At 70.6% G+C, this 12009-nt stretch carries 11 protein-coding genes; 5 read left to right on the forward strand and 6 right to left on the reverse strand.

Annotated elements, in window-relative coordinates; genetic code table 11:
- The first annotated feature begins 118 nt into the window (after nt 1-118).
- Complete coding sequence (locus I6J71_RS12975) at nt 119-1441, forward strand: NtaA/DmoA family FMN-dependent monooxygenase (protein WP_204094939.1); 1323 nt, start codon at nt 119-121, stop codon at nt 1439-1441.
- Between the two features lie 255 nt (nt 1442-1696).
- Nucleotides 1697-1942 carry a hypothetical protein gene (locus tag I6J71_RS12980; RefSeq protein ID WP_204094940.1) on the forward strand — a complete coding sequence of 82 codons (246 nt, stop codon included), beginning with the start codon at nt 1697-1699 and terminating at the stop codon, nt 1940-1942.
- A gap of 875 nt (nt 1943-2817) precedes the next feature.
- Here I6J71_RS12980 and I6J71_RS12985 read toward each other — a convergent pair.
- From I6J71_RS12985 to I6J71_RS13010, 6 genes are all read right to left on the reverse strand, one after another.
- On the reverse strand, nt 2818-3546 hold the full coding sequence (locus I6J71_RS12985) for a GntR family transcriptional regulator (protein WP_204094941.1): 729 nt from the start codon (nt 3544-3546) through the stop codon (nt 2818-2820).
- Between the two features lie 70 nt (nt 3547-3616).
- A complete protein-coding gene (locus tag I6J71_RS12990; protein WP_204094942.1) occupies nt 3617-5917 on the reverse strand; it encodes a xanthine dehydrogenase family protein molybdopterin-binding subunit in 2301 nt (766 codons plus the stop codon).
- Nucleotides 5917-6399 carry a (2Fe-2S)-binding protein gene (locus I6J71_RS12995; RefSeq protein ID WP_204094943.1) on the reverse strand — a complete coding sequence of 161 codons (483 nt, stop codon included), beginning with the start codon at nt 6397-6399 and terminating at the stop codon, nt 5917-5919. The genes I6J71_RS12990 and I6J71_RS12995 overlap by 1 nt, the downstream gene beginning before the upstream one ends.
- Nucleotides 6396-7187, reverse strand: coding sequence for a xanthine dehydrogenase family protein subunit M (locus I6J71_RS13000; protein ID WP_204094944.1), 792 nt, complete (start codon nt 7185-7187; stop codon nt 6396-6398). Before I6J71_RS13000 ends, I6J71_RS12995 begins: the two co-directional genes overlap by 4 nt.
- The gene (locus tag I6J71_RS13005; protein ID WP_204094945.1) at nt 7187-7648 is read right to left on the reverse strand and encodes a CoxG family protein; all 462 of its coding nucleotides are present in this window, start codon (nt 7646-7648) and stop codon (nt 7187-7189) included. Before I6J71_RS13005 ends, I6J71_RS13000 begins: the two co-directional genes overlap by 1 nt.
- 65 nt (nt 7649-7713) lie before the next feature.
- Nucleotides 7714-8736, reverse strand: coding sequence for an LLM class flavin-dependent oxidoreductase (locus I6J71_RS13010; RefSeq protein ID WP_204094946.1), 1023 nt, complete (start codon nt 8734-8736; stop codon nt 7714-7716).
- A gap of 426 nt (nt 8737-9162) precedes the next feature.
- Between I6J71_RS13010 and I6J71_RS13015 the strand changes: the two genes are divergently transcribed.
- Genes I6J71_RS13015 through I6J71_RS13025 form a run of 3 tightly spaced genes read left to right on the forward strand, consistent with a single transcriptional unit; the run spans nt 9163 to nt 11910 of the window.
- Complete coding sequence (locus I6J71_RS13015) at nt 9163-10011, forward strand: ABC transporter permease (protein WP_204094947.1); 849 nt, start codon at nt 9163-9165, stop codon at nt 10009-10011.
- A 43-nt stretch (nt 10012-10054) separates the two neighbouring features.
- Nucleotides 10055-11095 carry an ABC transporter substrate-binding protein gene (locus tag I6J71_RS13020; RefSeq protein ID WP_204094948.1) on the forward strand — a complete coding sequence of 347 codons (1041 nt, stop codon included), beginning with the start codon at nt 10055-10057 and terminating at the stop codon, nt 11093-11095.
- Nucleotides 11092-11910, forward strand: coding sequence for an ABC transporter ATP-binding protein (locus tag I6J71_RS13025; RefSeq protein ID WP_204094949.1), 819 nt, complete (start codon nt 11092-11094; stop codon nt 11908-11910). Before I6J71_RS13020 ends, I6J71_RS13025 begins: the two co-directional genes overlap by 4 nt.
- Nucleotides 11911-12009: the final 99 nt, after the last annotated feature.

Genomic DNA, 12009 nt, shown 5'->3' on the forward strand with positions numbered 1-12009 from the left:
CCTGACCGAACCGACCTCGCCGGCTTCGCTGACGCGGTGTGTGCGGCGAGGTCGGCGCGGCGGCGGACTGGCCGCGGAGCGTTCTCGGGAAAACACTGGCGTGAGAGGGGCGGATGCCATGACTGCGGGAGAGCTGCACTTCAACGCGTTCGTGTGGCCCAACGGGTACCACGAATCGGCGTGGCGGGTCGTCGAGGACGACGTGCGCGGAGTGCTCGGGTTGCCGTACTACGCGGACATCGCGCGCACGGCCGAGCGCGGGCTGATGGACACCGTGTTCCTGGCCGACAACATCGCGATCGCGGAGTACCGCACCACGTACCTGCCGCAGACGCAATTCGACCCGATCTCGGTGCTGTCGGCGCTCGCCGGGGTGACCAGCCACATCGGACTGATCGGCACGGGGTCCACCACGTACAACAAGCCGTGGGAGCTCGCGCGCCGGTGGGCGACACTCGATCACCTCAGCGGCGGCCGGGCCGGCTGGAACATCGTCACCACGGTCACGCCGCTGGCCGCGGCGAACTACGGCGAGGCGGCCCACCCCGATCACGCCGACCGGTACGCGCGCGCCCACGAGTTCGTCGACGTCGTCACGCGGGCGTGGGACAGCTGGGAAGACGATGCCGTCGTCGGCGACCGCGAGCGCGGCGTGTGGGCCGAGCGCGGCAAGCTCCACGCGCCGCGCTTCCACGGCGAGTTCTACGACGTCGAGGGGATCCTGCCCTTCCCGCGCTCACCGCAAGGGTGGCCCGTGCTGGTCCAGGCGGGACAGTCGCCGGCCGGGATCGGGCTCGCCGCGCGCTACGCCGAGCTGGTGTTCTCCGGCCCGCCGTCGCTGGAAGCCGCCGTCGCGTTCCGCACCGACCTGCACACGCAGGCCGCGGCCGCCGGGCGCGACCCCGCCCATGTCCTCGTGCTGCCGGCGCTGATGGTCACCCTCGGCGGCACCGAGGCCGAAGCGCAGGCGAAGGCGCGGCGCCTCGAAGACCTGGCCAGCCCGGACTTCCGCTGGCAGAACATCCTGTACACGGCCGGCCTCGACCCCGACGGTTTCGACCCGGACGCCCCGCTCCCCGCCGAGCTGTGGACCGGCCGCGCCGCGCCGTCGAGCCGCGCGGAGCAGCTCTACGCCGCCTCCCGGGCCCGCCCGCAGGCCTCCCTGCGCGACATCACCGAGGGCCTCAAGAGCGGCGCCGGCCAGTACCACTTCGTCGGCACCCCCGACCAGCTCGCCGACCACATCCTCACCTGGCAGGACGCCGGCGCCGTCGACGGCTTCACCATCATGGGCTCCACGCTGCCGTATGAGCTCACCACCTTCGTCGACCACGTGATCCCCGTGCTGCAGCGCAAGGGCCGCTTCCGCACCGAATACACCGGCTCCACGCTCCGCGACCACCTCGGCCTGCCCCACCCCGCGGGCGGCCCGCGCAAGTAGCCGCCACGACTCATTCGGGCCGCTTCGGGTCGGGGCGGCCAGTGGCGCAGTGCGACGGGCGCCTTGAGGTGGGAGGTGCGCTGGCGCGGTGTCGAAACCGGTGTCGGCCTGGCTGGTGCCTCGGCGGTCGGGTGGGCGGAAGCCAGGTGACTCGGCTGGTCGGGCTTCTTCGGCGCCACGGCGGGCGGCGCCGGTCAGCCGGTGTCGTGCGGTGGCAGGTGCGGCTCGAAGCGGAACCGGTACCCGCGGCTTGGCTTGGCGCTGGAGTTCTCGGTGATTTGGTTCGGCCGGTCGAAGCAGGCGGCGCGGCTGATCGAGGACTTTCAGGTCGGGGCGGCGGGCGGAGCCGCTCGGGTGGGCACCGCGCGGCGGGAAGTTCGCCGCCACGTGGTGAACCCGGTGGCGCTCGGCATCAGTGCCCTTGGTGGTTCGGCGGGCGGAACCAAGCTGATCGGGGTACTTCAGTGGGCCGGGGACGGGCAGGGCCGATCAGCCGCATGATGTGCGGCGGCCGTGGTTCGCCGCCACGGGCCGAACGCGGTGGTGAGCGGCGTGGCTTGACGCCGGGTTCTTGGTGGTCCGGTAGGCGGAATCCAGGCGGCGATTGGTCGAGGAACTTCACGTCGGGGTGCGAGCAGGGCAGGTCGAGTGCGTGTCGTGCAGCGGAGGTGGTTTGCCGCCGCGTGGCGGAATAGGTGCTGCGCGGCGGCTCGCCGCGGGCGTCGTTGGTGGTCCGGTGGGCGGAAGAAGGCGGCTCGACTGATCGGCGAACTTCCGCGAGCCGCCGTGGGCGCGGCCGGCCGGCCGAAGGTCGTGCGGCGGGTGTGGTTCACCGCCGCGGGCTGAACGCGGTCACGTACGGCGTGGTTTGGGGTGGGTGTCGTTGGTGCGGTGGGCGGAAGAAGGCGACCGCCCCGGGGCGATCGGCGGCATGTGCGGCGGGGGTGGCCTGCCACCGCAGGCTGAACCCGCTGACGGGCGGCGTGGTTTGGCGCGGGTGTCCTGCGTGGTCCGGTGGGCGGGGAGTTGCCGGCTCGGCCGGCCGGGGAAACCTCAGACTGGGCCGGCAGGGCCGGTCGGGTGCCGTGCGGCGGGGGAGTTCGCTGGTGCACGTCGAAAACGGTGCTGGGTCGGCGTGGGTGTCCTCTGTGGGTGTCGGCGGGCGGAAGCAGGCCGCGCGGCTGATCGAGGAACTTCAGGCCGAAGCGGCGAGCAGGAGCCGGTCGAGTGGGGTCGTGCGCCGGGTGAAGTTTGCCGCCGCCGCGGGGAAACCGGTGCGCGGACGGCACGGCACCAGCACGGTGGGAGTCCACAGTGGTCGGTCGCGTGCGTGCTGCGAGCGCGGGCCGCCGAGGCGCCGATTGCCGGCGGTGGAGTCAGGCCGTTTCCGGCGATGACTCATCACCGGAATTGTCGCTGGCGGCGCCGAAGGCTTCGATGCCTTCGCGGACGCCGTCGAGGTGTGCGGCGATCCAGGCTTCCGCGCCCGGCAGGTCGCCGTCGGCGACGCGGTCGATGAGTTCGGCGTGTTTGCTCGCCGGGCGGTGGCTGAAGCGGAAGCTGAGCAGGTAGCGCCCGACCGTGCTGCGCAGCTGTTCGATCATCTGCACCAGCATCGGGTTGCGTTCGGCGTCGTAGAGGCCGCGGTAGAACCGCACACGCAGGTCGAGGAACTCGGCGCCTTCGGGTTCGGCGTCGAGCTGCTCGGCGAGCGCGCGCAGCGAGGTGATGCGCTCGCCGTCCATCCGGGGCATCGACAGGCGCAGCGCGTAGGTCTCCAGCAGCGCGCGCAGCCGGTAGATCTCGTCGATCTGCGCGTTGTCCAGGCTGCGGACCCGTGCACCCTGGTACGGGTGGAAGGTCACGAACCCCTCGGTCTCCAGTTGCAGCAGGGCACTGCGCACCGGCACCCGGGAAACCCCGATCGCGGACGCGATCGACTCCTGGCGGATCCGCTCGCCGGGCGCGAACGCGCCGGTGAGGATCAGTTCCTTGATGACCTGGTAGACCATCTGCCCGACCGTGCGGTAGCCGCCCGAAAGCTGCTGCACCACCGCGGTCACCCGGTGGTCGGCGCTGAGGTTGCGGCCCTTCTTCGGGGGCATCTGGCGGTTCCACCCCTTCGTCCGGCTGCCCTTTCCTGATCCGATTCAGCGTACCGCAGGCGTTTTGCGCTCAGTCGTCGTCGATCTCCGGGAGATCGTTCATCAGCCGCCACACGCGTTCCGGCGTCAGCGGGAGCCGGTCCGGCCAGCGGCCGACGGCGCGGGCCACCGCCGACGCCACGGCACTGCCCATCGGGTTCAGCGCGCCCTCGCCGGCACCTTTGGCGCCGTAGGGCCCGATCCCGTCGTGGCGTTCGGCGAGCATGGTGTCGATCCGCCGCGGCATGTCGCCGATCCGCGGCACCCGGTACTCGACGATGTTCGGGTTGAGCAGCTGTGGCCCGTCGTAGACGAGTTCCTCGTACAGCGCGCCGCCGAGCCCCTGCGTGGCGGCACCGAGGTCCTGTCCTTCAACAGCCTGGGGATTGATCGCGAAGCCGACGTCGGCGATCGTGGCCAGCTGCTCCACCGTGACCACGCCGGTGTCGGGATCCACCGACACGCCCACCCCGACCATGCCGATCTCCCAGAACGGCGGCATCTCGGCGGTCGCGCCCTCCCGTCGGACGAGGCCGACACCCGTCACCTCACCGGCGTTCGCGCCGAACCAGCGGCTGATGATCTCGCCGTAGCCGAGCGTGGTCTGGTCCAGCGACCGCATCGTGCCGTCGGCGGCGGACCAGTCGCCCGGGTTCGTGCCGGTGACCTCGGCCGCCATGTCGCGCAGCTTGCCGAGCGCGTCGGCGCAGGCCCGCTGCACGGCGATGCCCGCGAGCGTCGTCGTGCGGCTCGCCCCGGTCGTGCGCTCGTACGGACCGGCGGAGCCCGCCTGGATCACCTCGACCACGCCGAGCTCGACACCCAGCTCCTCCGCCGCGATCTGCGCGAGCGCCGATCGGCTGCCCTGGCCCATTTCGGTGGAGCCCGACGCCACCACGACCGAACCGTCGGTCTGGATCCGGACCTGCGCCGTCGACACGGGGAACGCCCCGGCGTCCGAGGCGGTGCAGCCCACCCCGACGCCGTAGCCGGATTCGGCGCGTTCGCCTTCGCGCAGCGACGTTTCGAGCATCGCCAGGTCCGCGATCAGGTCGGCGTCCACGCCGCGTTTGCCGCGCACGATCTCCTCACCCGGCTTGGCGAGGTTGCGCCGCCGCAGCGCGAACGGGTCGATGCCCAGTTCAGCGGCGGCGCGGTCCAGGTTCAGCTCACCCGCGAACGCGCCCTGCGGCGTGCCGAAACCGCGGTAGGACGACGCGGGGGAGATGTTCGTGTACAGCGACCGTCCGCGCACCCGGAGGTTCGGCACGCGGTACGGCCCGAAGCAGCGGTTGACGGCCTTGGCGAGCACGAGCGGGCTGTTGTCGGCGTACGCGCCGGAGTCGAGCACGATGTCGAACTCGCGAAAGACGAGCGTGCCGTCGGCGGTGAACCCGCTGCGCACGCTCACCTCGGCCGAATCGGCGCGGGTGGTGTAGATGGCGCCTTCGACGTCGAGCACGACCTTCACCGGACGGCCGGTGAGCCACGAGCCGACGGCCGCGAGCGGTTCCACCTTGGTGTAGGACTTCGAGCCGTAGCCTCCGCCGAGGTAGGGCGCCGTCACAGTCACCTTCGTCAGGGGCAGGCCGAAGATCCGCGCGAGGTCCGCGCGCACCATGAACGGGTGCTGCGCCGAGCTCGTCACGTGCAGCCGCCCGTTCTCGAACGAGGCCACGGCGTTGTACGGCTCCATGGCGTACGCGTAGAGCATCGGGAACCGCGCGGTACTCGCCACGACGACGCTCGCCTGCTCCTGCGCGGCGGTCACGTCTCCCCACTCCAGCGAGGCCTCGTGCGCGACGTTGTCCGTGGCCGGTGTGCCTTCACCGGTCTCGCCGGCGCCGGCGGCCATGGCGGCGAACGATTCGTCGGGGGTCGACGGCGGGCGCAGCTCGTGCACCAGCGGCGCGCCGTCGGCGAGCGCCTCGGCCGCGGACAGCACGGCGGGCAGCTCGGTGTAGGACACCTTCACGAGCTCGGCACCGTCGGCCGCGGCGGCCGGCGTTTCGCCGAGCACGAGGGCGACCGGCTCGCCGTAGTAGCGCGCTTTCCCGGTGGCGAGGACGCAGTGGTCGGCCACGATGTGCCCGAACCGTGCGAACAGGCCCGCCAGGTCCTCGGCCACGACGACCGCGGCGACGCCGGGACTGGCGAGCGCCGCCTCCCGGTCGACGGCGTCGATCAGCGCGTGCGCGCGGTCCGAACGCACGACCTTCGCGTGCAGTGTGCCGGGCGAGACGACGTCCACGGTGTAGACCGCGGCACCCGTCACCTTCTCGTAGAGGTCCCGGCGCTTGACCGACGAGCCGACGACGCGGTGGTCGCTCATCACTCGCCCCTTTCGCCCGCGGCCACCGACAACACCGCGTCCACAATGGGCCGGTAACCGGTGCACCGGCAGATGTTGCCTTCGAGGTGGTGCACCACCTCCTCCTCCGTCGGGTTCGGGTTTGTGTCCAGCAGCGCCTTCGCCATCAGCAGGAAGCCAGGCGTGCAGAACCCGCACTGCAGCGCGAAGTTCTCGACGAACGCGGTCTGCAGCGGATGCAGCCCGTCGGGGCCGGCGAGACCCTCCACGGTTTGCACGTGCTTGCCGTCGGCGTCGGCGGCCAGGTAGGTGCAGGAGCTCACGGGCGTCCCGTCCACCAGCACGGTGCAGACCCCGCACACCTGCAGTTCGCAACTCACCTTGGTACCCGTCAGGCCGAGCTCCTCCCGCAGCAGCTCGGCAAGCGTGGTGCGGTTGTCGACGCGGCGGACCACCGCAGACCCGTTCACGACGGCCTTCAGCTCACGTGCTCGTGGGTTCATCGTGTCCTCTCCTCGCACGCGGTCGCGGCGCGCCGGGCGTAGACGGCGGTCACGTGCCGCTTGTAGCGGACGGAACCGGCCAGGTCGGGGATCATCTCGATGCCTTCGGCGAGCGTGTCGAAGTCCGGCGCGCCGGGCCCGTCGTGGTCCACCACCACCGGTCGCTCGCCGACGGCGCCGACGGCCAGCCGCAGGCCGGTCGCGGTGCGCACCGCGGCCACGCCGACGGTCGGGCGCTCCGCGGTCTGCAGCTTCAGGTACGCGCCTTTCGGCGCGGGCAGCGGGATCGAGACCTCGGTGAGGAGCTCGTCCGCCTCGCGGTCGGCCCAGTAGGCGCCGATCAGGAACCCGGCCACCGCCACGGACCGCGGGCCGCGCGGGGACACCAGGGTCACGGTCGCGTCGAGCGCCGCCAGGACTGTGGTCACGTCGGACTTCGGCTCGGCGAAGCACAAGTTGCCGCCGATCGAGCCCTGTGCCCGCACGCGGGCGTTGCCCACGTGGTGGGCGACCGTGGCGAGCAGCGGCACCTCGGCCGTCACCAGTGGGTCCGCGGCGACCTCGGCGTGGGTGGTGCTCGCGCCGATGACCAGCCGGCCGGCTTCGCGGCGCACACCCCGCAGCGTGGCTACCCGCTTCACGTCCACCAGGACCGCGGGGCGCAGGAGCCCCATCTTCATGGCCAGCAGCAGTTCCGTGCCGCCGCAGTACGGCACCGCGTCCTCGCCGAGCAGGGCCACCACATCGGCGACCGTGTCCGGCCGCTCCAGCTCGAAGGGCGGCAGCATCAGCGCCCGCCCAGCTCGGCGACGGCGTGCCCGGTGAACTCGTCAAGGATCTTCGCCGCCTTCTGCCGGATCATGCCCGAGCCCAGCGTCGCCACCTTGCCCACCACTTCGTAGGTGCCCGTCACGCTCACCGTCGTGGCGCCGTCGTCGCCGGTGACCAGCTGCAGCGTCGCGTCGATGCCGAGCCGCGACGAGACCTGCCGGTCCTCACCCGCGGCCCGCACCCGGATCCGGCGGGGTTCCTCGACCTCGCTCACGGCCACGTCGAGGTCGGCACGCAGCCGGAACGGGCCGAGCCGGTCCATCAGCACCGCCTGGTAGCTTTCGAGCGGGCTGAGTTCCTTGACGTCGTCGAGGATGCCGACCCAGCCGGCCAGCCGCGCGACGTCGGTCAGGACGCGCCAGCACGCCGGCGGGTCCGCGGGCACGGTGAACTCACGCGCGAAGGAAGTCGTGGGCACGGCTCACACCTCTCGGGTCGGCGGTGTCTTGCGGGCGGGAAACGTCCTGCGGCACGGGAATTCGGTCACCGGAACTCGGGCAGCACGTGCGTGGACCACAGGGTCATCTGCTCGATCAGCTCGTCCAGCGAGGCGTAGAGCAGCTTGAGCTCGAAGTGCGCGACCCCGGCGTCGACGAACTCGGCGACCCGGTGCCGGACGTCGTCCACCGAACCGAAGATGTGCCGGTCGAGCGCGAACTGCATGTCGTCGACGTCGCGTTCGTAGGTCATGCTGCTCTGGCGGACCGTGGGCAGCGCGCGGGTCAGCGCGACCTCACGGTCCTCGGCGATCGTCGCCAGCTTCTCGACGGCGATCACGATCTTTTCCCCGTCGCGGCCGGCCTCGTCCGCGGTGCGCCGCACGACGTCGCGGCCCCGTGCCATCTCGGCCGGTGAGAGCCAGCCGGGGATCCAGCCGTCGCCGAGCCGTCCGGTGCGCGCGGCCGCGCGGTCGGTCCAGCCGCCGACCCACACCGGCGGGTGCGGCGACTGCCGCGGTTTCGGGAAGACCTCGGCGTCGGTGAACTTGATCGTCCGGCCGGTGTAGGAAGCGAGCGGCTCGGTCCAGATCGTCTTCATGACCTCGATGTACTCGTCGGTGAGCTTTCCCCGGTCGGAGAAGGGAACCTGGAACACGTCGAACTCGCTGGACGACTCGGTCGCCTTCGAGCCGAGGCCCACACCGACGATGAGCCGGCCGCCGGTGAGGTGGTCGAGGGTGGCCGTCTGCTTGGCGGCGTAGATCGGGTTGCGCGTCGGCATGACCAGGCAGGCCACGCCGAGCTTCACGTCGGTCGTCTTCGCGGCCAGGTAGGCCAGGGTGGTGAGGGACTCGTAGAAGTCCGCGGTCTGGTCGTCGGCGAGGGCCTCGGCCGAACCCGACGAGATGTGGTGGCGGTGCATCTCGGAGCTCCACACCACGTGGTCGTGCACCCACACCGAATCGAAGCTGAGCTGCTCTGCGGCCTGGGCGACGCGGACCACGTTGGCCACGCTCGCCAGGGGGCCGGAGTTGGGAACGCGGACACCGAACTCGATGCGAGTCATCAAGGCTCCCGTTAGTGGATTCTGGATTCAATCACTGTAAGCCGGTGCGACGGCGGGCAGCAAGGGTGAACATCCTTCGACAGCAAGGATTACTTCGTCTATACCAGTCGCATCCGCCGCTGTTCTCGATCATTTCGAGCCGTCGAGGAGGAGCACTTTCGTGCAGGTGAACGCCGGAGCGGCCGCCTGTATCCGGTTGCCGAATCGTCGGGCGAACACTTCCTGCGGCCCTCCGAAAACCTTTGCCAGACAAGATCTTTATCCGCGTCGGCGGGTTAACCACCCGCCGAATTCCGCCGCGCGAACGTCACAGGGCCGTTGCATACGTACCTTGACTCAAGTGGATTCAGTATCCATCATGGTTGCCTCACGCACCTCAGCACACACACCACCCTCGAAAGACAGGGGTAGCTGATGGCATCTCGGGTGACGAACGAATCCCCACCGGACCTCGCTGCGCAGGACGACGACGAGTGGGACGAATCCGAAGTGGAGGCCCACGACCGGCGCCGGCGCCTGCTCACGCGGGGCCTGCCGATCGTGTCCGTGGTCGTCTTCCTCGTGCTCTGGCAGATCGTCGGCAACCAGATCGACCCGATCCTGCTGGCCACTCCGGTCAACGTGCTCAAGGCGTTCTGGGAGCTGGTCGTCGGCGGGCAGCTCGGGCCGGCGTTCGGCACGGCGATGGGCGACCTCGCCGTGGGCTACGGACTGGCCGTGGTGGTCGGGATCGCCGTCGGCGTCGTGATGGGCCGCAGCCCCGTGGTCGAGCGGGTCCTCAACCCGTACGTCAACTTCTTCCAGGCCACGCCGCTGATCGCGCTCGTCCCGCTGGTGGTGATCTGGTTCGGGGTCGCGTTCGAAGCCCGTGTCGCCGTCACGTTCATGCTGGCGGTCTGGTCGATCATCATCAACACCGCGAGCGGGGTCAAGGAGACCCCGCGGATGCTCATCGACGTCACGCGCGTCTACAAGTTCAACCGCTGGCAGACCGTGTCGAAGGTGGCGCTGCCGAACGCCGTGCCGAGCATCTTCGCCGGGCTGCGGATCGCGCTGGGCAAAGCGCTCATCGGCATGGTGATCGCGCAGATGGAGATCAGCGTGACCGGGCTCGGGGGACTGGTCACCGACTACGGCAACGCGTTCAAGACCGCTTACCTGCTCGCCGGTGTGTTCACGGCTTCGCTCGTCGGCGTGATCGCCGCGGCGGTGCTGGAGATCGTGCGCCGCGTGCTGTTCTCGTGGACCCAGGGCGAGGACCTCGGTCGCGGCTGAGCCCGCGACATCCCCAGTTCCCCTTTCCCCCAAGGAGTTTGACGTGCCGATCGCCTTCTCGCGCCCACCGCGGCGCCTGCGCGCCGCAATGCTCGCCACCTGTGCCGTCGCGCTCGCCGCCGCCGGCTGCGCCGGTCACGGTTCCTCGCCGGCCGGCAGCAGCAGCGGCGGGCTGTCCGGCTCTCGCTTCACGCTGATGCTGCAGAGCACGGCCAACGCCAACAAGGTCGTCGAAGTCCACGCGGTGAACGAGCTGAAGAAGCAGGGCGTCGACGCGTCCGTGAAGTGGAACGACAGCAGCCCGAACATCGCCATCACCCAGCTCAAGACCGGGGACATCGACGCCTACTCCGAAGCGGTCACCGGTGGGGTGAGCGCGGTCGAGGCCGGTGTGCAGCTCAAGGACTTCGCGCTCGCGCAGCCCCGCCAGGACTACGTGTTCCTGTCGAAGGACATCGCCGGTCTCGCCGATCTGCGGGGGAAGAAGATCGGCGTGCAGGACACCACGGGGGTCAACTACGCACAGGCGCTGCTGCTCGTGCAGAAGGCAGGACTGACGCCGAAGGACGTGAGCATCATCGCCGTCGGCGGGCAGAGCTCGCGGCTGCCCGCGCTGGTGGCCGGGCGCGTCGACGTGACGATGCTGAGCCACGCGGCCCAGCTGCAGCTCGAGCCCAAGGGGTTCAAGACGGTCATGGACCTCACCAAGGAAGCGCCGAACCTCTACGACGACAACGTCTTCGCCACGCCCGGCTGGCTGGCGAAGAACGAGCCGCTCGCCGTCGCGTTCAACAAGGCGCTGCTCGACTCCTACGTGTGGTTCAACGACCCCGCGAACACCGACGCGGTGGTGAACGAGGCGCTGCAGATCCAGCCGGCGGCCGACCGAGCGCAGACCGCGCAGCTGTTCACGATGCTGCGCCAGGCCAACGCCTATCCCGTCGGCACCATCCTCGACCCCGGCCTGCTGGACCAGCAGCAGAAGCTGTACCTCCAGGCGGGCGCGCTCAAGGCGACGGCGCCGGTGACCCAGTGGGCCGACGCGTCCTACGCCCGGAAAGCGAAGGGGAGCGGGCAGAAATGACGCACGCGACAACGGGCGCGACCGTCGTCGTGTCCCGGGTGGGCAAGCGCTACTCGCGCCGCCGCGGCTCGGCGAACGTGACCTTGCGCAACGTCAACCTCCAAATCGCCTCCGGTGAGTTCGTCAGCCTGGTCGGCGCGTCCGGCTGCGGGAAGACGACGCTGATCAGGATGATCGCCGGGCTCGCTCCGTACAGCTCGGGCTCCATCACGGTGGACGGCGCTGTGGTGCGGGGCGTGCCGAAGCGGCTCGGGTTCGTGTTCCAGGACGCGGCGCTGATGCCGTGGCGCACTTTGCGCGACAACGTGGTGATGGGGCTGAACGAGACCGGCGCCGACCTCGACCGCCGCACGGTTCAGGCGAAGGTGGCGGAGAAGCTCGCGCTCGTGGGGCTCACCGAATACGCCGGCTACTACCCGCGCCAGCTCTCCGGCGGCATGAAGCAGCGCGCCGGTCTCGCCCGCGCGCTGGTGAGCGAACCCGATCTGCTGCTGATGGACGAACCGTTCGGCGCGCTCGACGCCTTCACCCGCCTGCGGCTGCAGGAGGAGCTCGCCGCGATCGTCGCGGGGTCGAACACCACCACGGTGTTCGTGACCCACGACGTGGACGAGGCCGTGTTCCTGTCGGACCGGATCGTGGTGCTGACGCCCTCGCCCGGGACCGTGAAGGAGATCGTCTCGGTTGACCTGCCGAAGCCCCGCCTGCGCCGCCAGGGCCTGCTCGACAACCGCCGAGCCGCCGAACTCCGCGACCACGTTCTGCGGCTGGTGATCGAGGACAACGTGCCCACGCGGCCTCTCGCCAAGGCCTGACGCGGCTCCGCAGTGCTCCCGGACGGCCGGTACTCGGGCGCCGGCCGCCTGGCTACGTCACGGCCGACTCCGCTTCATGCGGCTGGCTCCGTCGCGCGG

It is taken from the genome of Amycolatopsis sp. FDAARGOS 1241 (genome assembly GCF_016889705.1).
Taxonomy (GTDB): Bacteria; Actinomycetota; Actinomycetes; order Mycobacteriales; family Pseudonocardiaceae; genus Amycolatopsis.

Excerpts from the sequence above, each read along its gene's own strand:
- I6J71_RS12975 (WP_204094939.1), top strand. The coding sequence starts at position 119 with ATGACTGCGGGAGAGCTGCACTTCAACGCGTTCGTGTGGCCCAACGGG.
- I6J71_RS12985 (WP_204094941.1), bottom strand. The coding sequence starts at position 3,546 with ATGCCCCCGAAGAAGGGCCGCAACCTCAGCGCCGACCACCGGGTGACC.
- I6J71_RS12990 (WP_204094942.1), bottom strand. The coding sequence starts at position 5,917 with ATGAGCGACCACCGCGTCGTCGGCTCGTCGGTCAAGCGCCGGGACCTC.
- I6J71_RS12995 (WP_204094943.1), bottom strand. The coding sequence starts at position 6,399 with ATGAACCCACGAGCACGTGAGCTGAAGGCCGTCGTGAACGGGTCTGCG.
- I6J71_RS13000 (WP_204094944.1), bottom strand. The coding sequence starts at position 7,187 with ATGCTGCCGCCCTTCGAGCTGGAGCGGCCGGACACGGTCGCCGATGTG.
- I6J71_RS13010 (WP_204094946.1), bottom strand. The coding sequence starts at position 8,736 with ATGACTCGCATCGAGTTCGGTGTCCGCGTTCCCAACTCCGGCCCCCTG.
- I6J71_RS13025 (WP_204094949.1), top strand. The coding sequence starts at position 11,092 with ATGACGCACGCGACAACGGGCGCGACCGTCGTCGTGTCCCGGGTGGGC.